19 protein-coding genes are annotated in these 22,151 nt (G+C 41.5%); 8 read left to right on the plus strand and 11 right to left on the minus strand.

Annotated elements, in window-relative coordinates; genetic code table 11:
* The 3 genes from BMY50_RS26965 to BMY50_RS26975 form a co-directional block, all read right to left on the minus strand.
* On the minus strand, positions 1–366 hold a 366-nt coding region (locus BMY50_RS26965; RefSeq protein ID WP_139202344.1), incomplete at its 3' end, for a RidA family protein.
* A gap of 90 nt (positions 367–456) precedes the next feature.
* Positions 457–1,839 carry a M20/M25/M40 family metallo-hydrolase gene (locus BMY50_RS26970; protein ID WP_093332776.1) on the minus strand — a complete coding sequence of 461 codons (1,383 nt, stop codon included), beginning with the start codon at positions 1,837–1,839 and terminating at the stop codon, positions 457–459.
* A 12-nt stretch (positions 1,840–1,851) separates the two neighbouring features.
* Positions 1,852–2,709 (minus strand): MBL fold metallo-hydrolase, encoded by an 858-nt coding sequence (locus BMY50_RS26975; RefSeq protein WP_238383905.1) that lies wholly within the window; start codon positions 2,707–2,709, stop codon positions 1,852–1,854.
* Positions 2,710–3,006: 297 nt separating this feature from the next.
* Here BMY50_RS26975 and BMY50_RS26980 point away from each other — a divergent pair, with 297 nt between their 5' ends.
* The 4 genes from BMY50_RS26980 to BMY50_RS26995 all read left to right on the plus strand — a co-directional run bounded on the left by BMY50_RS26980 (position 3,007) and on the right by BMY50_RS26995 (position 6,878).
* Positions 3,007–3,351 (plus strand): winged helix-turn-helix transcriptional regulator, encoded by a 345-nt coding sequence (locus BMY50_RS26980; RefSeq protein WP_093332782.1) that lies wholly within the window; start codon positions 3,007–3,009, stop codon positions 3,349–3,351.
* A gap of 148 nt (positions 3,352–3,499) precedes the next feature.
* Positions 3,500–4,831, plus strand: coding sequence for an NAD(P)/FAD-dependent oxidoreductase (locus tag BMY50_RS26985; RefSeq protein ID WP_093332785.1), 1,332 nt, complete (start codon positions 3,500–3,502; stop codon positions 4,829–4,831).
* A 296-nt stretch (positions 4,832–5,127) separates the two neighbouring features.
* Positions 5,128–5,868, plus strand: a complete 741-nt coding sequence (locus BMY50_RS26990) for an SDR family NAD(P)-dependent oxidoreductase (protein WP_162276687.1) — start codon at positions 5,128–5,130, stop codon at positions 5,866–5,868.
* A 227-nt stretch (positions 5,869–6,095) separates the two neighbouring features.
* Positions 6,096–6,878, plus strand: coding sequence for an alpha/beta hydrolase (locus BMY50_RS26995; protein WP_093332791.1), 783 nt, complete (start codon positions 6,096–6,098; stop codon positions 6,876–6,878).
* A gap of 83 nt (positions 6,879–6,961) precedes the next feature.
* Here BMY50_RS26995 and BMY50_RS27000 read toward each other — a convergent pair whose 3' ends face one another.
* The 3 genes from BMY50_RS27000 to BMY50_RS27010 are packed head-to-tail and all read right to left on the minus strand — an operon-like array spanning position 6,962 to position 9,353.
* Positions 6,962–7,915, minus strand: a complete 954-nt coding sequence (locus BMY50_RS27000) for an AraC family transcriptional regulator (protein WP_093332793.1) — start codon at positions 7,913–7,915, stop codon at positions 6,962–6,964.
* A gap of 41 nt (positions 7,916–7,956) precedes the next feature.
* Positions 7,957–8,403 (minus strand): hypothetical protein, encoded by a 447-nt coding sequence (locus BMY50_RS27005; protein ID WP_093332795.1) that lies wholly within the window; start codon positions 8,401–8,403, stop codon positions 7,957–7,959.
* Positions 8,400–9,353, minus strand: a complete 954-nt coding sequence (locus BMY50_RS27010) for a heme-binding domain-containing protein (protein WP_093332798.1) — start codon at positions 9,351–9,353, stop codon at positions 8,400–8,402. The genes BMY50_RS27005 and BMY50_RS27010 overlap by 4 nt, the downstream gene beginning before the upstream one ends.
* A 234-nt stretch (positions 9,354–9,587) precedes the next feature.
* Here BMY50_RS27010 and BMY50_RS28020 point away from each other — a divergent pair, with 234 nt between their 5' ends.
* Entirely contained in the window at positions 9,588–9,800 is a 213-nt protein-coding gene (locus tag BMY50_RS28020; RefSeq protein WP_139202345.1) for a hypothetical protein, read from the plus strand.
* Positions 9,801–9,857: 57 nt separating this feature from the next.
* Complete coding sequence (locus BMY50_RS27015) at positions 9,858–10,223, plus strand: winged helix-turn-helix transcriptional regulator (protein WP_093332800.1); 366 nt, start codon at positions 9,858–9,860, stop codon at positions 10,221–10,223.
* Here BMY50_RS27015 and BMY50_RS27020 read toward each other — a convergent pair.
* The 4 genes from BMY50_RS27020 to BMY50_RS27035 form a co-directional block, all read right to left on the minus strand.
* On the minus strand, positions 10,220–11,218 hold the full coding sequence (locus BMY50_RS27020) for an alpha/beta hydrolase (RefSeq protein ID WP_162276688.1): 999 nt from the start codon (positions 11,216–11,218) through the stop codon (positions 10,220–10,222). The genes BMY50_RS27015 and BMY50_RS27020 overlap by 4 nt on opposite strands.
* 236 nt (positions 11,219–11,454) lie before the next feature.
* Positions 11,455–15,135 carry a sigma-54-dependent Fis family transcriptional regulator gene (locus BMY50_RS27025; protein WP_093332805.1) on the minus strand — a complete coding sequence of 1,227 codons (3,681 nt, stop codon included), beginning with the start codon at positions 15,133–15,135 and terminating at the stop codon, positions 11,455–11,457.
* 335 nt (positions 15,136–15,470) lie between these two features.
* Entirely contained in the window at positions 15,471–16,457 is a 987-nt protein-coding gene (locus BMY50_RS27030; protein ID WP_093332808.1) for an alpha/beta hydrolase, read from the minus strand.
* Between the two features lie 91 nt (positions 16,458–16,548).
* Positions 16,549–18,069: a catalase gene (locus BMY50_RS27035; protein ID WP_093332811.1), complete on the minus strand. Its 1,521-nt coding sequence runs from the start codon at positions 18,067–18,069 to the stop codon at positions 16,549–16,551.
* A gap of 219 nt (positions 18,070–18,288) precedes the next feature.
* On the opposite strand from BMY50_RS27035, the gene BMY50_RS27040 reads away from it, so the two are divergent.
* Positions 18,289–20,427, plus strand: coding sequence for a sigma-54-dependent Fis family transcriptional regulator (locus tag BMY50_RS27040; RefSeq protein ID WP_093332813.1), 2,139 nt, complete (start codon positions 18,289–18,291; stop codon positions 20,425–20,427).
* A 196-nt stretch (positions 20,428–20,623) separates the two neighbouring features.
* Positions 20,624–21,316 carry a LytR/AlgR family response regulator transcription factor gene (locus BMY50_RS27045; RefSeq protein ID WP_093332816.1) on the plus strand — a complete coding sequence of 231 codons (693 nt, stop codon included), beginning with the start codon at positions 20,624–20,626 and terminating at the stop codon, positions 21,314–21,316.
* A gap of 41 nt (positions 21,317–21,357) precedes the next feature.
* Here the strand turns inward: BMY50_RS27045 and BMY50_RS27050 are convergent, their stop codons facing one another.
* Complete coding sequence (locus BMY50_RS27050; protein WP_093332820.1) at positions 21,358–21,930, minus strand: RNA polymerase sigma-70 factor; 573 nt, start codon at positions 21,928–21,930, stop codon at positions 21,358–21,360.
* Between the last annotated feature and the right edge of the window lie 221 nt (positions 21,931–22,151).

Below are 22,151 nucleotides of genomic sequence, written 5' to 3' on the forward strand. Positions count from 1 at the left end.
GGCTACACAGGTGCGCACGGGGTAGGGTGCTTTAAAATAAGTAATATACAGCTGGTTGAACGTGTTGAACTGCGTCATGCTGCTCAAATAAACAGTAACGCTAAAAACTCTTTCTTTATCGCTGTTAGCGCTGCGAAGCACCTGATCTAGATTGGTAAACAGTTGAAGTACTTCTTGCTCAAATGATGGTGGAAGCTGGCCTGCCTGGTCTAGGCCTAATAGGCCGGATGTATAAACGATGCCTTGTTGCAGTACAAAATCGCTATAGGGCTTTACTGGCTCTTTTGTGCTCGTTTGCGCGGCTAGCTGCATGCTTATTAAGCTGCAACATAATGCCAGACAGGTTATTAAAATGTTAGTTTTCATCGGAATAAATCATTTTAAAAGGTAAGGAAGCTTACATGTTTGTTCATTTCTTTTAAGGTTGGCAAACATGTAGCTTCCATTTTATTATTTTCACAAACCATACTCGCTTATCAGAAAAGCCATCGCGGTCATAGCTACCGCTCCTAAAGTTACTTCCCGATAGTTGAGCTTATCGAGGGTATCCAACTCACTGTGGTGAATATGAAATAGCCGATGGGATGCGCAATCTAAACTCAGCAATACCTTCGATAAATCTTTCATGGCGGCAATGTCTACACCTCTATGCTGTGCAAGGATGCGCCCCATGCCATATTGCGATAATAGCGGACTATAAGCCTTGATCTGATTCACGGCTTGTGGGTCGCCATCAATGCGAAATCCAACCGGTTGAAAACCTCCAGCGTCAGACTCGATGGATGCAAGGTGTTTCTCCTTGTTTTCTCTTACCGCAGATGCATATTTACTGCCGCCATGTGCGCCAGACTCTTCGTTCATATAGAAGATAAAGCGAATGCTTCGTTTGGGTTTGGACGCCAGGGTCTTAAATAAGCGCAAGGCCTCGATGGTCTGCGCAATGCCCGTTGCATCATCGCTGGCACCTTCACCCACATCCCACGAATCAATATGTGCGCCGATGGTGATAAATTCATCTGGGAATTCTTTTCCGGTTATTTCGGCAATGACATTGTTTGAAACGATTTCGGGCAAGGTGCTGCAGTGCATCTCTAAAGAGAATCGGAGCGTGGGATCGTCTTTAAGCGTTTGACTCAGCAGGTCGGCGCTGCGCGTGCCGAGTGCGGCAGCAGGAATCTTATTGATCCCGTCTGCATACTGCATGGCACCGGTATGTGGAGCATCATCTTTGGCAAGTGTAAGTGAGCGTACCAAAGCCCCTATAGCCCCTTTTTTGGCGGCTTCAATGGCGCCTATGGAGCGCTGATCAACAGCTTCCAGATAGGCATCAAATGGATCGATTTTAGTGGCATCCATGGCGCGGTTGTAGAAAACGAATTTGCCTTTTACTTTATCTGCCGGTAAGGCCGACAATTCCGCCCATGATTTCACTTCAACAACTTCGGCACTTAGCGTGCCCTTGGTGGCCACTGATCCACCAAAGGCGAGTACCTGCATCGGCTGCATATGGTCAGCCGTTTGGAAAAAAGCTTTCTCTTTTGGGCCTCTTTTCCATACGGGTATCTTGACGGCTTGTAAATACACGGTGTCGGGCTTCAATGCTTCCAGCTGCAATTTGATCCAGTGCACTGCTGCTTCTGCCTGTGGCGACCCGGAAATTCGGTGGCCGATCTGTTTGGTTAGATGGTGCAAATGTGCGGGTATGGGCGCATTTGTTAGCGACTCATCGAAAAAATGTGCAATGGTAGCTTTTTTATCTTCGGGCGTCGTTTGGGCTGAAAGATTCTTGAAAAGAAGAAAAACAGCGGCGACGCAAATCCAGTACTTCATGTGTTTCATAGATGTTTTGTTTTACTGTCCCTTACCTGTTGGGTCGATTGTATAGTTGATGGGATACCAGTGGTAACCATTTCCTTCCTTTTTGATGTGCCCGATCCCGGGATAGGAGAGATGGTCTGCCGCGATCCAGTATTTGTTTTGGGCAGCATCGGTAAAGGCCTTTTTGCGTGTCATTGCGGCCTGGTCGGGATCGATGTCGTACACAATTCTTACGTCTGGATTGGGGAATTGTACCGCGGCTGAATGCAAGAGATCACCCCAGAACACGATTTTTTCGTTTTTGCTCACCAGCTGATAAAAGGTATGTCCCGGCGTATGTCCTTGAGCAGCCAGCGGTGTCAGACCTGGAAATAGCTCTTTACCGAACGTAAAGGTTTTGACTTTTCCTGCCTTCACATAAGGAAGGATTTTTTCACGGGCTTGTTCGAAATATACTTTCTTATCTGCCGGTGCTTTTTTATAACTTTCGTCGCCTAACCAAAAATCCAATTCGGTTTTGCTAACATATACCGTGGCATTGGGGAAAACCATTTTGTCGCCATCCATCAATCCGCCTGTATGATCGGTATGGATATGTGTCACCAGAATGACATCGATTTTCTTCGGGTCATAGCCCGCTTTCAAAAGGTTGCGGGGCAGATGGCCTAAGGATGGCCCGTATAAGTCGGAGGTTCCGGCATCTACCATCATCAGTTTGTTATCTAATTTAAATAAATAGGCGTTTACGGATGCTTCGTTTTCATCGGTTTGAAAGTTCTCGGAAGTAAGATGATCAATTTCTTCATCTGTGGTATTTATTAATAGGTCTTTAAGAACCTGATTAACACTGCCGTCTGAGAGTGCAGTGATTTTAACATCACCCAATACCATCTCGTAGTTGCTAGGCTGCGCTAAGTACGAGAGGATTTGCTGTGCGGACAGCTCAGCATGGATGCCTACAAAGAGGCTGAACAGGGTGCCGAATAAAATATTTGAACGTGTAATTTTCATTGTTAATGTTTTTTAAATTAAAAAGTCGAATGCTGCGCGCAAGCATGAGCCTACAAAGCTAGGGGCATAGGGACTGATAAACAAGTACGTACTTGATTGTAGCATAGGTACAAAAAAGTACCTATGGCTATAAAATAACAAATTGTTTTACCTTTGTATATAAATAACTAACAAGCTATGTACGAGCGTAAGATTCCAAAAAATATAGATTGTGGTGTGGCAGCAACCATGGATATTATTGGCGGGAAGTGGAAGCCCTGCCTTATTTTTAATATCATGAACGGGCATAGGCGGCCCAGCCAACTACAACGGCTTAATCCGCTGGCCACCAGAAAAGTGCTCAACCAGCAATTAAAAGAGTTGGAAGAGCGGGATGTCATCAGGCGGGTAGTGTATCCCGAATTGCCGCCGAAGGTAGAGTATTTTCTAACGGATTTTGGAGAATCATTGATTCCTGTAATTAAAGTGATCGATCAATGGGGCGAAGAATTGTTACAACGTCAGTTGGTGGAAGCGCGCTGATACAAGCATTTGTTCACCGTTCATTACGATCATTTCATCGCCTGTTAAGGCAGTTCTAGCGAAATCTCGCGCCTTGTTTACCCTGTCTACTTATTTTTGGTGCCAGCCATTAAAGACAACGGGCAGCCTACATAAAAATCTCTTGGGTATGAAAAATTCAGAAAAAGCTAATCCGAAAAAGCACATCGTTGTGGTAGGTGGTGGTTTTGCCGGATTGAACTTCGCAAAAAAAATCGCTAATAACAACTTCTATGATGTTACTGTTTTAGATAAGAACAACTATAATTACTTCACTCCGTTACTTTATCAGGTAGCAACCGGTTATCTTGAGCCATCGAGTATTAGTTATCCCTTTCGAAAATTATTCAGAAATAAAGGTGTAAAATTCAGACTGGCGGAAGTGGAGAAGGTGGATACGGATAAATGCCTATTGTATCTTAACAACGGTGAAATAGCTTACGATTATGTAGTGTTTGCTGCCGGGGCCAAAACAAATTTTTTTGGCAATGAGGACGTGAAGAGAAGGGCCTTATCCCTTAAAGGGATGGATGATGCTATTTCCATGCGCAACGAATTGATTAGAACAATGGAGAAAGCTGCCATTGAAACGGATTTGGAGGAACGTAAGCGACTTTTAACTATCGTAATTGTAGGAGGAGGAGCAACGGGTGTGGAGATTGCCGGTGTATTGGCAGAAATGAAAAAATTTATAATAGAGAAGGATTACCCTGAGTTTAAAGGGGCAGAGGGTGATATCCATGTTGTAGATGGAAATACCAGTTTGTTAGCACCAATGAGCGAGAAAACGCATAAAGCAGCTTACAGTACACTCAGAAAATTGGGCGTAAAAGTGAAGCTACTCACGCATGTTTCGAACTATCAGGACGATAAGATAACGTTTTCTGATGGGGCTTTTGTTGAGGCGAAAACAGTGATATGGTGCGCAGGTGTTACGGCCAATATTGTTGATGGGATTCCTAAAAGTAGCTTAGGCATTGGAAACCGTATGAAAACAAACCAATTTAATCAGGTGCTCGGTCTTGATAATGTATATGCCGTGGGCGATATTAGCGTGCAGGAAACCGATCCGGTTTATCCTAAAGGGCATCCGCAGCTGGCCCAACCGGCTATTCAACAGGGAGGGCACCTTGCAAAGAATCTTAAGGCAATGGCACAAGGGAAGGCGCTCACGCCATTCAAATATTTTGATAAGGGGGATATGGCTATTATTGGACGGAATTATGCTGTTGCAGACCTCTTTAAACATAAACTTCACTTTGGAGGCTTTTTGGGATTAATGAGCTGGTTGTTTATTCATATCGTATCGTTAGTCAATTACAATAATAAGATTAAGACATTTTATGATTGGGTAGTTGCCTATTTAACGCGTGACCAGCATTTGAGAATGATTTTTACAGAAACAGAAAAGAAGGGACAAAGAAGGGATATGAAAAATGATAGTGAGGGTATGCCCGTATAAAAGCAAGAAATGAAGGTGGTTGTTGGATAAATTGTAAAATGGTTCTTCAATGGATGGAAGCTTAATTGTCATCTACGTGTTATAACAAATATTCAAGAAAATTTTAAGTATTTGGTAATAAGTAATTCATACCCTGTTTGCTGTTACTTACCTTATTGTAAGTTGTTGACTATACGTTGTTTATAATGTTTTTTTGTAGAAAAAATAGAACGATGAAACCATCATGATTTTACAAACCACCTAGTGGGATGAATGATCAGATAGTTTCATCACCATTAACAAACAAATTTATAAGGATGAAAAAAAACATTTTGATTACAGGTGGTTCGTCAGGCATAGGTGAAGGGCTTGCCCGTTATTTTCATAGCAAAGGATGGCAAGTGTTAATTACCGGTCGTAATATGGAACGTTTAGCGGCCCTGAAAAATGAGCTGCCTCAGCTGAATACAATAAGGTACGATAGTTTGAAACAGGGGCAGGAGCAAGAGATTGTTGATTTCATTCGAAAGGAATGGGATAGTAAATTAGATGTGCTGGTGAACAATGCAGGGCATGTGGCTTTGACACCATTAGAGGGAGTTGATGAAGAGTCTTTGGAAGAAATGTACCGCGTGCACCTAATAGCGCCGACGATGCTTACTGCTGGCTGTCTTGGTTTTCTCGAAAAAACAAAAGGGCAGATAGTTAACGTCAGTAGCAGTCATGGTATTAAAGCCTTTCCGCAGCTAAGCGCTTACGGTTCTGCAAAAGCAGGTTTGAATATGCTGACAAAGATATGGGCCCTTGAGTTGGCTCCCTTGGGAATTCGTGTTAATTCGATCGCTCCGGGGCCGACGGATACACCAGTGCTGGCACATGCTGGGTTATCTGAGGAAATTATAGCGGCAATACATAGAGAAGAGGTGGAGTTGGTGCCGTTACGCAGAAGGGGAAGTGTAGAAGACATGGTTGCTAATGCGGCACTATTAATTGACTCGGGGTCAACTTGGGTGACAGGTGTTGTGCTTCCAATTGATGGCGGGGTGTCTGTGAATTAGCAATTCAGGCTAAGTTCTTTAAAAAAGAGCTTTGCCTGTTCAATGCTTTATCCAATACCGGTAATTCAAATTGTCCTTATTAAAAGGAAGGCCTGCCATCGTATTGGTTTCTGTCGATTTTTCATTCTAATAGCGGAGTTGAAAAATGTACAAATAGAAGCGTCATCCGTCCATTTTACTGATAGGGTCTATAGCCGACTTTTGTAGAAATTAAATTCAGAAAAAAGATGAAAACAGTTAATTATTCAAAAGGCAAAGTGGCATTAATAGTAGCGGTCGTTTTAGCTAATCTAGCCGTGGTGGCTCCGCAAGCATTTGCACAAGAAAAGAAAGTTAAAAATGTAGTGATCGTTCATGGTGCATTTGCAGATGGGTCGGGATGGAAAAGTGTGTACGATATCTTATCTGCTAAGGGTTATAATGTTAGCATTGTGCAGAACCCATTGACATCCTTAAGTGATGATGTTGAAGCTACAAAACGGATGTTAGACAGGCAGGATGGACCCGTGGTGTTGGTTGGTCATTCCTGGGGTGGTACGGTAATTACGGAAGCAGGTAATCACAGTAAAGTAGCGGCTTTGGTATATGTGGCGGCGCACCAACCAGATCAGGGTGAAAATACGATACAGTGGGCACAGTCTCTACCTACGCTTCCGGAGAATGGTATTCTTCCTCCGGATGACAGGGGTTACGTTTATTATGATAAAGCAAAATTTCATGCCGGCTTCGCGGCTGATGTTCCTGCAGAGGAGGCAGCCTTTATGTTCGCATCGCAACAACCAATAAAGGGGGCTGGTTTTGTGGAGACGATTACCAAAGCTGCCTGGAGAACGAAGCCGTCTTATGGTATCGTAGCAACCGAAGATAAAAGTATTAACCCTGATATTGAACGGAACTTATACAAACGTTCGGGTACAAAAACGGTTGAAGTGAAAGGTAGCCATGTGGTTTTTATGACACATCCGGACGAAGTTGCTGGTGTAATCATCGCTGCGGCAGAAAATAAATAGGTACAGCCCAATCGTTATCATATTGTTAAGCCTGGATTTACTCATTGAGTAAATCCAGGCTTTTTTATATTTCAGCTAAGTGGCTAAGTGTGGCTACTTGCTAGCTGGCTGCCGCGCTCATTAATCGGTAACATAGGCGACTGCTGAATAGGCTGCTTTTGCAAATTGCCTTCCCCATATCGCAGTACATTCCTGTACAGCAAAGGGGAAAGGCTGGCTTTGTTTTTAAAGTATTTGCTGAAGTGGTATTCATCATGGAAGCCAAGATTAAAAGCAATTTCTTTTATAGGTTTTTCGGTTAGATAAAGCTCTCTTCTCGCCTCGAGCAGTATTCGTTCACCTATTAGCGCTGTGATGGTTTTGTTGCAGTGTGTTTTAACAATTCTACCCAATGTTTTTACCGAGACATTCAGTAGTGCGGCATATTCACTTGGGTTGTGGAATTTTTTATAGTGCTCATCAATGGCTTTCTTTAATTTCCGGAGAATTTTGGCTTGATGGGTGGTGTCGAGTGATTCTGAAAACGGCGCATGCGCATGGCTTTTTAGTGTAGCACGTGCCGCTTGAATGATAAGGATTTTGAGGTAGGCCACCAATAAGTCAAACTGACCGGTAGCTTCTGTAATGATGGCTAGCTCGATTTGTTGGAATAAGTTGTCGAACAGGGGAAGATCTTTATCGTTGATGTGAATAAAGGAACTTCGCTTGTCGCGGCTAAAAATAATATGATCGCACGAGACTTCGCTTTGCTGTTTTATGGTATAAAAGAAATCGGGATGAAAGTTCATTACGATGCCGTTTAATTTCTCGTCTTTTAGAGAGAAAGGGTATTCTGGCTCGAAGAATAACAAGGTGTTTTTTTTGATTGGAAAAGTTGCAAACTCTGCTTGCAGATCGCCACTTCCTTCTTGGATCCAAACAACGGAAAATTGATTTAACCTTTGGGCTTTTTCTAAACAATGGTCCAGCGGAAAACGTGAAAATCGAAAGCTGATGCTTTGATCGATCGGACTGGTAAGAAACAATGGGTATTTCATGGATGTCTTTTTTTGAAGGCGTTAGTTAAGTTAAACCGTAATTAGGGGGATACGGCTAGTTGTTGATTCATAATAAAAGTGGTGCGTTCTACGTTATCGATAGGGAGAGCCTCGGCGAATGGACTATCAAAACACTCAAGTGTATAGTTAGGAACTACTTGGCGCTCTTTTGAGGTGATTTCTACTGTTTCAATACACAATAGTGTACCATTTATGTTACTACCGTACCAAAAGGTATTGGGTTGCTGGCGCCATGTGACGAGCTTGTATAACTCGCTATTTTCCCTTGGCTTTTGCGCTAATTTGTTTTGAAGGGCAAGTTTATTGCCGAATAATACGGCAATCGTGTTTGCTCTTTCATTCACTATCATGGTAATGACACGGAGACTGTCATTTTGAAAAGATAAGTCACGAATGTGACCCGTATAATTACTGGTACAGGCGTTTGCCAATAAAAGGATAGATCCGTATAGCGTGGTGTATTTCATAGCTTTTCAGATGATTGTTTAGTAGAAAGGTTAAATACAAAATCGTTTTGTTCGACCGTCTTATGGCAGTCAATACATTCAGTGGCTAAGATGAGTACATCTCCGTAAGGCTTTAGTTGAGGGCCGTCGAACCGGGCAAATCCCCACCCACCTGTACTGCTATACTTTCTCTTGTCCTTTACCATGTATTGTAGGTTAATGAATTTTCCTGGGCGTACTTGGCCCTCTTTATCTTCCAGTTTTTGCCACATGGCCTTTACAATAACGGAACCTTTTGGCCATGGATTGATGTTTTTATTTTGGATTGCCTGTGACGCAATCGGATTTGCATAGAGTATGCGTATGGTGCCATTGTCAAATCGAGAGGTTGCACTCATTACCTGCCATGTTTTGTATGCAGGCATATGTGCTATACCATTTGGAGAAACTCTTCTACTAACCGCTTTACTTTTTATCCACGAATTGTATTGCGATAGAGTGGTTTCTAGTGCGGTAGAATCTGCGAGCTGCTTAATGATTAAACCATCAATATAGGTTTTGAGTATTTGTCTATCGGCCGTTGTTATGATCGCTTTCGAGTGAGTCTGCAGATAAGATATAGGCGGCATCCTGCCGGCTCTAATAACGTTATATACATCCCATAATTTGGCTTTTCTCGCTGTAGGACTCAAGCTCTCCCACGCTGAGAAGTTTAGGTGTCGCCGCCCTTCTTCTACATCTTTTCTAACGGCTATTGAAATGATAGGCAGTCGGTCAAACCAAGCCAATTTGGTGTCGTTTGAATGACAATCGTAACAGGCTTTTCTGAGTATGTTGTCAACCTCTTTTGGGGCTTTTATTTCGCCTACGGTTGAGCCATTATTAATGCCGTGGCCGCCATAACCCGCAAATAAGAGGGCAGCCAGTGCTGTGACTAAGGCGATGAAAAACATGAAATTTCGTTTTGACATGGTAATCGTATTTACTTTTTATCAAAAGTACTTTTAGTGGGTTTTCAAAGGTGGGATTTTAGGTGAATGGGTTGAATGTAACGTTCAAATTGATGAAAATAGGGATAAGCAAAATTACATTAAGACGTATTCACCGACGAATACGTCTTGTTCGACGAAAAGTCGATTGATGGATCTAAAAAGACGGGATATTTGGCTAAGCGACTGATTGTCGGAAATCTAAATTGTAAAATTATGAAGAAAACAATTGATGTTACATTACTCACCTTAGCAGGCCTATACGTATGCTCGATACCTTTCTGCCTGTATCATTTATATGTGGTGGGCATTACCAGTGGGAGTGGGCTGGAGGTGTTCATATACTACAAGCATTTGCTGTTTATATTTTTATTCCTGCTGTTTGATCGATATGGAATGAGATCGAATGCTATCATTGATGTATCTTAATGATTGCAATTAGTATAATAAATATTATTTTTGATAAAAATCTACTTAATATTCAATATGAGCTACAGTAGACAAGCAACGTTAAGTTGTGAAAATAACAGTGATGCTACCTGTTCTGTGGAGGCGGCACTCTCCATTATCAGTGGAAAATGGAAACTGAAAATATATAAAATATTACGACAGGGAGAGCCTCTTCGTTTTTCGATGATTGCCAAAGGCTTGGGTGATGTTTCTGAAAAATCATTGACCTTTCAATTGCGGGAGATGGAAAGCGATGGCATCATTGTTCGAAAGGTGTATCCTGAGGTGCCTCCTCGCGTAGAATATGGGTTAACCGACTTGGGTAAGTCTCTTCATATTGTTTTTGAATCGCTTGATGTTTGGGGAAAAGCTTATATCAAAGCGAATAAATTGGAGGTTTAAAGATGTTTTTTTAGCTCTGCGCCGCTATGGGCGAAAAGGGAACGGGTTTGAGGAAGGTCTGACAGTGCGTTAAATAAACCGAAATCATGTATTACACCGTTGTAGGTAACAGTTGTTACGGGAACGCCTGCTTTGTCTAATTTTCGTCCGAAGGCTTCGGCCTCAGCTCGTAAAGGATCATTCTCTGCTATTTGTATAAATGTTCTGGGTAATCCGGAGAGCTGGTCTAAACTAGCACTAAGGGGCGAAAAATACATTTCACTTTTATCTTCCTCGCAGCGCGCATATTGATCTGCCGCCCAATTTCGTAAAGCGGAAGCAAAGCGATGAATAATATCTGGCAGTACTGTGGAAAGTTCTCGAGAAACGCCACTTGTGATTGGGCATATTAACACCAGCAAACGGAACTTTATTTTATTTGCTGCGGTGGCCATCATGGCAATGGCCACAGCCATATTTCCACCTGCACTGTTGCCAACTAAGCCAATCCGGTCGGCAAAAATGTTGAGCTCCTGCGCGTGTTGCGAAATCCATATGCATGCCGCGTATATTTCTGCCAAGGCTTGGGGGTATTTAGATTCTGGGGAAGGTGTATAATTGATAGAGATACCGGTGTACTGCGATTCTACTACTAAGTCTCGTATCATGCGTTTATGCGATTCAAAGTTGCCGAACACCCAGCCGCCCCCGCAAATAAATATAAAGGCAGGCAAAGTTCCCTCCAGGTATTTGGGCCTTACGATTTCCAGGGAAAGGGTAAAACCATCGGCGTTGATGTGTCTGGTATAAACGGTGATTCCCGATAAATCTGTTTCAACAGCATTTTGTGTTTCGAAGAATTTTTTTCGGGCATCGCTGATATTTAATTTATTCAAGTTCACCTTGGAGATGTCAATGGTTTCCAAGAAATCCCTGGTTTTTTGCGAGAGTTTTTCCCAATTGTTGAACGCTTCTGATTCGCTGGCTTTTCTGTTTGCTGCTGATGTTTTTTTCATGCTAAAACTTTTCTCATCATGATTTAATAAAGAAGGTCTTCTAGAGCAGCTCCGCATTTTTCTAGCAGCGTGCTTACGTCACCTTTTTATCATGATAATTCGCTCACAGTTGCCAAAAGTAGTGCCAACGTGTAATCGTCAATCAGCCAATATATTAGGTTTTTTGCTTGCTCGTAAATTTACGATTTTTTACGAAAAATCGTAAATTCATGTCGCAAAATGGAAGTCGCTTCTGTTTATAATTTATATGTTTTAGATAAACCAAGGCGTTTTATTTTGCTATAAACGGTGGTAGCTGGCATCCCTAATAATTTAGCGGCTCCACCCGGCCCGGCAACTTTGCCATTGCACCGCTTCAAAATACCCATCAAATGCTGCTTTTCACTCTCTTTCAATGAATAGCCATTATTATAGGTAGCTGATGAGACATCTTCGTTAACTGATGCCACTGGTATATTCTCGGGTAAATTTATTTCTTTGATGATTTTTCCGCTTGTCATGAGCATGGAGCGCTCTATATAATGTTCGAGCTCTCTGACGTTCCCCGGCCAGTTATAATGCACTAATTTTTGCATAACATCTTGCGACAGACCACTTATTTCTTTGCCAATTCTCCTGTTATATTTCTGAATAAAATGTTGTACGAGCATAGTCATGTCTTGTTTCCTGTCTCGAAGGGCAGGGGCTATTATCGGAAAAACATTTAACCGATAAAATAAATCTGCCCGAAAAGTTCCTGCACTAACTTCTTGCTGAAGATTTCTGTTGGTGGCGGCGATGATCCGTACATTCACCTTGATAGGAGAACTGCCACCAACGCGTTCAAATTCTCGTTCTTGTAAGACACGTAATAATTTAACCTGAAGTTCTAAAGGCATTTCGCCCACCTCATCAAGAAACAGCGTTCCTTGGTGAGCCAGTTCAAATTTTCCTATTTTGCGTTCAAAAGCGCCAGTGAAACTGCCTTTTTCATGGCCGAATAACTCACTTTCAATTAGATTTGCGGGCATAGCAGCACAGTTGATTTTTACCAATAACTTGTTTTTTCGGGTGGAATGATTGTGTATGGCTCTGGCGAGCAATTCTTTTCCTGTGCCGGTTTCTCCAGATATTAGTACGGTACTGTCTGATTGGGATACTTGATCTATCAGTTGAAAAACATTTTGCATCAATGGCGAATCGCCTATAATTTCACTATACTCATAATGCTTCTTAATCTCTTCATGGAGCAGTAAATTCTCTTCCTCCAGTTTTCTTTTATAACTTTCAATTTGTTGAAATTGCTTCGCTATTTTCTCGCTAGATATTAAGTTTGAAACCGCTACTGCAATTTGTGACGAAATGCCTCGTATCATGTTGAGCTTTTCGGGCGGAAAGCTATTTTCACGATCGCTGAACAGGAGTAGAAATCCCATGTATTTCCCTTCCACTTTAATCGCCAATACGCCGATTTCCTTAATGCCACTTTCATAGTTCATGGCTACAAATGCGGGCATTGATTGATCATGTCGGATTTCTTCTGTTTCGAAAATTTCGAGTTGTCCTGATACTATTGGTTTTTGGAAAAGCGGGCATTTCATCGAGAAATGATTATTTTTAACCGTTTCGTCAAATTTGGGATGATTAAAATTTCGAGAATGTGGATCTAAGATGAAGGGACTCGTTGTTTCACCCCCTTCGTCGATTAAACCGATGACGGAGTGCGCGAAATAAAAAATCTTCTTGAGGTTTTCATTAATAAGCTGAAGAAAATCTTCGCTGGTCTTAATCGCCGCAAATTGATTGCTCAATTCCAGCAATTGTTGCTGCTCTTGTTCTCTTTTCTTAAGCGTTTCATAAGCTTTTACATTTTTTAGTGCTATGGTGAGGTAGGGAGCAAGCATGTTAAATCGTTCGGTGGTTTGCGCTAGATCTGTTTGCGTTGAAAATAGCGTGAATAGCACAGCGGAGACGTCTTTTTCTATCGGGATGGGAAAACAACCAACCGTTGTTGATCTGCTGTTTTCTGTTTCCGTAGCTAAAAAGGGCCGGAGCTCTTCTGTCAAATCGTTTGTGCCAATATAACAGGGCACTCCTTTTAATGCTACTTCTAAGAGGAGTTGCCCTTGGATATTTTCCCACCGGTCCTCGCTGATGATGGATGCGTTTACTTGATCGCCCTGCTGAAACTTGTCGATCGTTAATAAAGAATACTGTTTTTCAGTATTTTTAACAAGTACGATGGTGGCTTCCTTAAAGGCTATTACATTTGTTAAACCATTAAAGATGAAATCGAAAAAATCAACGCTATTTCGAATGGAAGCTAAACTTTGACCTAAAGTGATGAGCGACTGGCGTTGTTGCTCTTTTGCCTCTAATAAATCTTGTGTAATAAGCGAATGGGTGGCCAGCGATAAGAAGAAACTTAATGCGACCTTGAAAAAGGAATCTAGCTTCAGAAAAATTTCTTTTTCGGAAAATAATATCAGTTTTCCAACAAATTTTCCGTCGGTCTGTAAGGTGATTGTTAATGCTTGTTTAATACCTGTTTCAGCGCAGAAGCTAAGATGTGCTGCTGTATGTATTTCTTTAATGGGAAGCTGCTTAATGTCGTAAATATCTATTGGATCTTCGTCGTCAATTGATTGCGTATCGATAAGAGACGGAAGGCAGGTTGCCAGCCATTCTTTGAAAGCGGGATGCTCTTTTCGCTTAGCCTCGAAATAGCTAAAATAAAGGCCGGTTTGGTTAAGGGCATTCAAGGGAACCAACAGCGCAATATCATCATAGTTCCAGATTTTTCGTAAATTTTCTAGTAATACATTTAAAAAATCTCCACGAGATCGAATGGTGGAAAGGGCTATCCGAAGATCTCTTGCAATTTTTCGCTCATTGTTGATTCGGAATTGCTCCTCTTGGGTCTTAAGGGATAGTAATTTATCTACGATCGATGCCTCGAATGGTTCAAGTGCTTCGAGGTTCATGCTATTTGCTTTATGTGAGAATAAAGACAATACACCGATCACATTGCTATCGTAGATAAGGGGAAGATGGCAGCTGTTAGTGACTATGCCGTTTTCTGCGCGAATGATATCAGTTTGCGGCGCCCTGGTAGCGAGTGCCCGTTCCATGATCGTTCCCTCCAAATTGGAACCTGAACAACGGAAGGCAAGAACGTTCGCGGAGGTGTCTTGGACCACTCGGGTGTCCAAAAAAGAACAATAGCGAGCGCGATCAAGATCAATTATGAATATGGCGGCATGTTCAGCGCCCATAAAGGGAAGAAAGTGCCTTATTAACCAGTCTTTTAGTTCGCTTTTTGTATAAGCGGTTGTCAAGGTGGCTTGCAATCTGCGCTCTTGCATACGCGCCTCAATGATACGCTTTAATGATTTGGTTTCTTGAATCTTTGAGAAGGTCAATTGGAGGTATAAAGATATGGGCTTGCATAGCGCTAATAAATCTGTTTCGCTGATAACACTGTTTGGTGATCGATCGAAAAATATAGCAACTTCTTGATTCACTTCTTGAGTAGGAATACCTACAATTTCAGTAACTCCTAGTAGATTAAATATAACGGCAACACCATTTTCTTTATTAATATCAGGGCCGTTAATCGGAAGGAGGAGTGGTTCTCCTGCCTCAACCACGGTGTTGAAATAGTTGTCAAAATAATCGCATGGCGTCTCCCGATAGAATGCCGACTGCTCCTCCGACGCAGATAGAAGGTGATCTATAGAATAGGTGATTTTATCCTTATTCAATTGACAAAGTAAAATACTTTTCGTTCCTAAAATCGACATCAGTTTTTGTCTCAAAATCGACAGTACTTCTTCAACTGATTTAGCTTTGCTCAGCGAAAGGCATAACTTTTCAAGTATGTCTTCTTGGCCAAACAATATCCGTGTTGGATAATCTACTTCGAAACTATTTTTCATCTATTAATAATTTTTTCGTCAGATGGAGCTTGCCGTCCATTATAATTTTAAACTTGCTCAACATAACGCAATAATTGCCTTTTGTTTAAGGGCTGATCGTTCAATAATACTTGGAACCTTGGTCCTTATTTTATTATAAACCTTAAACGAACGAAATGTAAAAGGTACTCATAAGGAATATAAAATTTATTGACGCGAAGAATGTGAAGCGGATTACTTGTTTTCAACGTAGAGAGGCAATGGAATAAAAGAGGTTGGGCCGTAAATCAAAAAGGCCTTTCCTAAGCGTAAGGAAAGGCCAAATATAAAAGAAGGGCTATTTGGATGCTTGAGGGCTATTCAGCTAATGCTTTTTTTATGACGGCTGCTGCTTGCAATAAGGCGGTTTGAATAGCAGGAACTTCTGCAATTGGATTCAGTAAGCCGTAATCATGAATCAAACCCTGATAGCGTGTTAACGTAACAGGGACACCTGCTTCATCGAGCTTTCTGGCATAGGCCTCACCTTCGTCTCTTAACACATCATTTTCGGCTGTCTGTACCAATGCTGGTGGAAGCCCTTTCAATTGTTCGAGACTGGCCTGCAAAGGGCTTGCATAGATTTCCTTTCGTCTATTTTGCTCAGGTAAATAGTTATCCCAGAACCATATCATCATGTTACGAGTAAGAAAGCGCTCACTGGCCATCTGATGGTAAGATTCGGTATCGAAATCAGCGTCCGTTACTGGCCATAAAAGTACTTGGAGTTTCAGCAATGGGCCATTTTTGTCTTTTGCCATCAGCGCAACGGAGGCGGCCATATTGCCGCCCACACTATTGCCAACAATAGCTAAATTTTTGCCATTTACGCCTATCTCATTCCCTTTTTCAGCAACCCACTTTGTGGTTGCATATAGTTGATTAATTGCAGTGGGATACTTGGCTTCTGGAGACGGTGTGTAGTCAGGGAATACAGCTACGGCACCACTTCCTACTGCTAAGTCACGTACTAAGCGCTTATGGGTGAGATAGTCACCTAAAACCCATCCACCACCATGTACAAAGATAAAGACCGGTGCATTGTTTTTTACGCCAGCCGGTTTCACAATGTGAATGGTAATGGTTTGGCCGTCTTGCGTAATTTCTTTTTGTGATTCTTCAATGCCGTCGTAATTGACGCTTACGGAGTTTTGCGCGTCTACGAGTACCTTCCTCGCATCGCTTGGTGGAAGTTTTTCAATTGGCTCACCATCGCCAGCATTTAATACCTTAAGAAATCCACGCACTTCCCGGAGGATCTGTGGATCGTTTTCTGCTTTAATTGTTTGATTTGTTTGTGCCATGATAACTGAATTTAGCGTTAGACATACTATCCATGTAAAGATACTTGGGTTCATTATGGAATTTTTCATTTTTTTAAAATTTAAAAGATAACTAGAGTGGTTTATGGATGGTGTGGTTTTCGGTACATGGGCTGCCTTGATAATGAGGTGGGCTAATGCCTAATCCCTCTGCTATTATCTGGGCCAGCATCTGATCTACTTGGCAGAAATGATAAAGCTGCCGATTGATAATTTCCAGCGATTTTTCCCCAATAATACCCTGCATTGACTTGATGATATTGATACAGAGATCGCCGCGCTCCTTATTATCTAACACCTCTCTGAATAAAGTGCGAGGTTGGCTGTAGTGATCATTTTCCCCTGCGCTGTTTCTGTCATACCAGTCGGCTATGGTATTGCCTAGTTTTACTGGAGGCTCTTCGTAGTCATTTTCTATAAACAATTGATCAAAGCTGTTTGGGTAGTAATTAGCTAAGCCTTCCCCATTGCCAGTTACCGTCATCAAGCCATCGCGTTGATAGTTGTGTACTGCGAAGAGGCATTGATTGACCGGAATCTGCTCATAATTTGCGCCCAGCCGGTAGCGTTGGGCATCGGGATAGGAGAGTATTCTACCTTGTAACACTTTGTCAGGCGAGTAGCCAATACCATCTACTACATGAGCCGGTGCAAAGGCCAGTTGCTCGACTTGGGCAAAGTAATTGCTAGGATTTTTATTCAGTTCTAATACACCTACTTCTATCAAAGGAAATTCTTTTTGGCTCCAGGTTTTCGTGATGTCGAATGGATTAAAAGATGATTTGGCACATTGATCGGTTGTCATTACCTGAATAAACAAGGTCCATTTGGGGAAATTTCCGCGTTCAATGGCTTCGAATAAGTCACGTTGGGAAAAATCAGGGTCTGTACTACGCATTTGTATGGCATCCTCGTGGCTGAAGTTCTTTATGCCTTGCTGCGTCCGGAAATGAAACTTAACATATACGCGCTCATTTTTCGCGTTGATCATACTAAAGGCATGACTGCCATAGCCGTGCATGTGCCGTAAACCATAGGGCGTTCCTCTGTTGCTCATTAAAATGAGCACTTGGTGCAAACTTTCCGGATTAAAGCTGAAAAAGTCCCATATGCGGGTAGCGCTACGCAGGTTGTGGTAGGGGTCGCGTTTTTGACTATGAATAAAATCTGAAAATTTTTTAGGGTCTTTTATAAAGAAAACCGGCGTATTATTACCTACTAGATCCCAGTTGCCATCCTCTGTATAGAATTTAACTGCAAATCCTCTCGGATCTCTTTCTGAATCGGCGCTTCCTTTTTCTCCTGCAATGGTAGACATGCGCAGGATTATTTTCGTCTGTTTACCTAGCTGATTAAAAAGTTTAGCTCGTGTATATTGCGTGATATCATTCGTAACCGTAAAGGTTCCGAAAGCGGCAGAACCTTTTGCATGAACTACACGTTCCGGGATACGCTCTCTATTAAAGTGTGCCATTTTTTCGTGCAATATATAGTCTTCCAACAACAGGGGCCCGCGAGGGCCAACACTGCGGGAATCTTGTTCATACACGTAAGGAATTCCAGATGCGGACCTGAGTTTGAATAGATCTTCCATTGTATTAATTTTGCTTTTTGATACCTTTTATTTAATTACTTTTACGGCGTAAATGTTGCGATATATTTACGCACCCATATATAGCTGACGTCACAAATCACTGGCGAAGGTAATTCGCAAGTGGATGGCCTTGTTTTTTTTTCGATGAATAAGGAGTTTCAATAGCCGAATAACAAAAATGTAATCATGAGATTTATTCAAATATTAAATATATAAGCGATGTCAAAGGTGAACGATGGTATCTCAGAAAATTATATGGATGCAGAATCGATTCTGCCAGAGGATACGATGATTAGACTAAGCCAGTCACTTGCCACGATTCGTACGAAAGAAGCGTTTCAGCTTTTTTTACGAGAGAAGCTATATAGACTGGTGCCGTTTAAGGAGGGCTTTATCAGTACATTTGATCAAACTACAGAAAGCTATAAGCCTTACTTTACAAGCCATTTATTTAAACAACTGGCTTTCGACGAACAAGCTTGGGGTACTACATTGGCTGTTGGCTCAAGTGCTATAAATGAGGTAATCGATAGTCGTGGACTGCAAGGTCACGTGCTCACATCTCGAATGTTTGAGCAGCTTGTGGAGTCTGGTCATTTCTTCGAGATTTCAAAGGAACTTCTTGTATTGGTGGGGTGTAGGTTACAAGCAGGTGACCATATTGTCGGTTTTCTTTGTCTTGTGCTTAACAAGTCACAATACCATGCGAATTATGCTGAAAAATTACTCGCTCGGATTTCGGGCCATCTGTCAACAGTATTAGCAAATATTCTGGCTTTAGAACAATTAAGCAACAGGGATCGGGAACAGGCTGCTTTATTGGAAATCAGCAATGATTTTGCAGCTATAAAGGATTCGAAGGATTTTTTGGATATCGTTAACAATAAGCTAAAAAAACTTTTTAATTTTTCGCATAGCGTGTTAAGTTTGATAACTGAAGACGGCCAATATCTTTACCCATATATTTTTGATCCCAAAAATCCTAATATAAACCATCAACTCTATGATAACGCAATAAAGCTAAAGTTTCCCACAACCTATCACATTTTTAAAGAATCGTTAGAGAAAGGCACTGTTTTGGTATATAAAGTGGATGATCTGTTGATGGACGAAGATGCTCCGGTGTTTATAAAAATAAACCATGATAATAAAATGAGGGAAATGGCTGTTTTGGCATTAGGAGCTGAGGGATCTTACGTTGGCTTCATTCAGTTTTGGACACGGGTCATGGGAGCCTTTTCACCTTCTTGTTTGGAAATTATTGGTAGCGTATCGCAGCAGGTCGCAATCGCCTTATCGAACTTACTGGCAAAAGATAAAATTGCGGAGCAGCTCGCAGAGATAGAGCGTTACAAAAAGAAGCTGGAAGACCAGAATGTTTCGCTGCAGGAAGAGCTCAGCGCACAATATAAATATAGTGAAATAGTTGGGGAAGGGGGGGCAATAAACTCCGTGTTTAAAGCTATTGGGCAAGTTGCATCATCAGACAGCACCGTGCTTATTATTGGTGAAACAGGCACAGGTAAGGAGCTGATTGCAAAAGAGATTCATAATCGATCTAAGCGTAGCACTAAATTGATGGTTAAGATCAATTGCGCGGCGATACCGCTTAACTTAATAGAGAGTGAACTCTTTGGGCATGAAAAAGGTAGCTTTACAGGAGCGGGCGAAAGGAAGCTTGGCAAATTTGAACTTGCAGACGGTGGAACGCTTTTTCTGGATGAGGTAGGTGAGATGCCAATGGAAGTACAATCGAAGTTATTACGTGTTTTGCAAGAGCGGGAGATAGAACGTATAGGTGCCAATTTTCCAATAAGCATTGATGTGCGTATTATTGCGGCAACAAACAGAAATTTGCTTCAGTCGGTGGCCTCGGGAAATTTCAGGGCAGATTTATTTTATAGATTGAACGTTTTTCCAATTGTGGTACCGCCCTTGCGCGAACGGAAAGGCGATATAAGAATCCTGGTCAATCATTTTCTGGAGAAACATGGAAAAAAAATAGGTCGGAAAATTATGGGAATTTCGAAGCAAGTGCTTCATGACTTTCGTCAATATGATTGGCCAGGAAATGTGCGTGAGCTCGAGCATGTTATTGAGCGTAGTATACTAATGACTTCCCAACCGATCATTACGGAGGTTTATTTGCCAAATAGTAAAACAGATAGAATAGTTTCCTTTTTGGAGGATTTACCTCCAACATTGGCGCTTGAAAAAAACCATATCACGCAAGTGCTACAGCAGTGTGGCGGTAAAGTATCTGGATCTGGTGGCGCGGCGGAAGTGCTGGGAATGCCGCCTTCCACACTATTCAGCAAATTGAAACGGCTGGGCATAAAGCGAAATTATTCGATGTGATAAAGGCCTCGTGCAACGATAAAAAGGCAAAGTAAAATTACGAAACGGCTGAAGCTGCTATTTGCGTAATTTTATGTCGTGTTTTTACGTAAGTTCGCTGATTTACGATTTCTGTTTTTTTGTAAACAATTGATTATTAGTAGTTTATTTTTGGTATTAAGATTGAATGGGCTAATGAAATTAAAAACTCAAAAAAATGAATTGCTTAATCATAGACGACGACCAACACACAAGAAAAACGATGACTGATTTGGCCCTTCAGTCAGATATAGTGTCTTCCATTTCTAATTGTTCAAATGGCTTGGAAGCTTACGGCCACCTACAAAATAACCGTTTGGATGTATTACTCGTAGATGCAAAAGTACTCGAGCTCCCGGGGGCTGACTTAATTACCCGTTTTATTGAAGGCTTACCATCCGTTCTTGTTACATCTGCCGATTACGAACATTCAACAAAAATTTCAAGCTTAAACGTAATCGATTACGTGAAGAAACCTTTAGAGGTCGACCGCTTTATGTTGGCACTGGCAAGGGCTAGCGTAATGGTTCAGGCTCGACAGGTGCTGAAGAAAGAGGAAACAGATTTTATTTATGTGCGTGATAAGACCTGTTTCCGGCGCCTCAATATAAACGAGGTGCTTTATGTGGAGGCCATGGGTGATTATGTTAAAATTCATCTTCCGAATCACTTTTTCCTGAGTCATTCAACCTTAAAAGCTGTGGAAGACCGATTGCCCTCCGAATTGTTTATACGTATTCATCGTAAATACATCGTTGCACTTAGCAAGATTGAAATGATACAGGAGAACGCACTGATTGTTGGCGGCACGTTCCTCCCCATTGCAGAGAGACATCGGAAAATACTGAATAATAAAATAACAATCCTGTAAGAAGTGAACACTGGGGGTTATTTTGCAATGCTGCTCGCATGCTATTCAAATAGTGTCTCTGTTTCTCTAATTCGCTGGGATTTAGTGCCGTAATTAAAATATGCATGTGATTTTTTTCGAAGAATGAGCCGCGCTCGATATAATTGGTTTTCTATCGTTCTGACAGATAGATTAAGCTTTCTGGCAATTTCATTTGATTGCAAACCTTGCGAATAAAACAAGTAAAAGATCTGTCTTTGCCTTTCGGGAAGTTTATTAACTTGCTTATGTAGATGTTCCATTAAATCGTCTCGCATAAAAAGATGTTCTGCCGAGCTGTAAAAATCCAATTCCTTTAGTTTGAGTTGTATCGCTTGCTGGTCGACGAATTTTTGTTCTAAAGCCAGTCGACGTAAATAATCTATACCCGCGTTCTGGACGGCTTTATACAGGATTTTTTTTATCTCGCAATCAGGTGACAGGAAAATCTTTTTTCCCCATACATTCATAAAGACATCATGTACGATATCTTCAGCGATAGAGAAAGGTGCAAACTTGTTTGCAAATCGTAAAAGCATAGGGGCATATTTCATATAAAGCGCCTTATAGTGTTGTATTTCCTTACTTTGTGACATTTAAACGAGGTAAAACATTTAAACGCTAAGACAATCGAATATGAAAAATTGGACATTTGCTTTAAAGCTCAAAATACCTTATTCAACGGCTATCTTGCAGTATTCAACGAATGTTGGAAGTATTTGGTCCTTACTTTTTTAGCTTTGATGGATATGGAGTCGTTTTTCTTTACCGGAAAATTTCTGACAAAGACACTACGACGGTGTGGGAAGTTCGTCTT

It is taken from the genome of Olivibacter domesticus (assembly GCF_900109575.1).
In the GTDB taxonomy this organism is placed as follows: Bacteria; Bacteroidota; Bacteroidia; order Sphingobacteriales; family Sphingobacteriaceae; genus Olivibacter; species Olivibacter domesticus.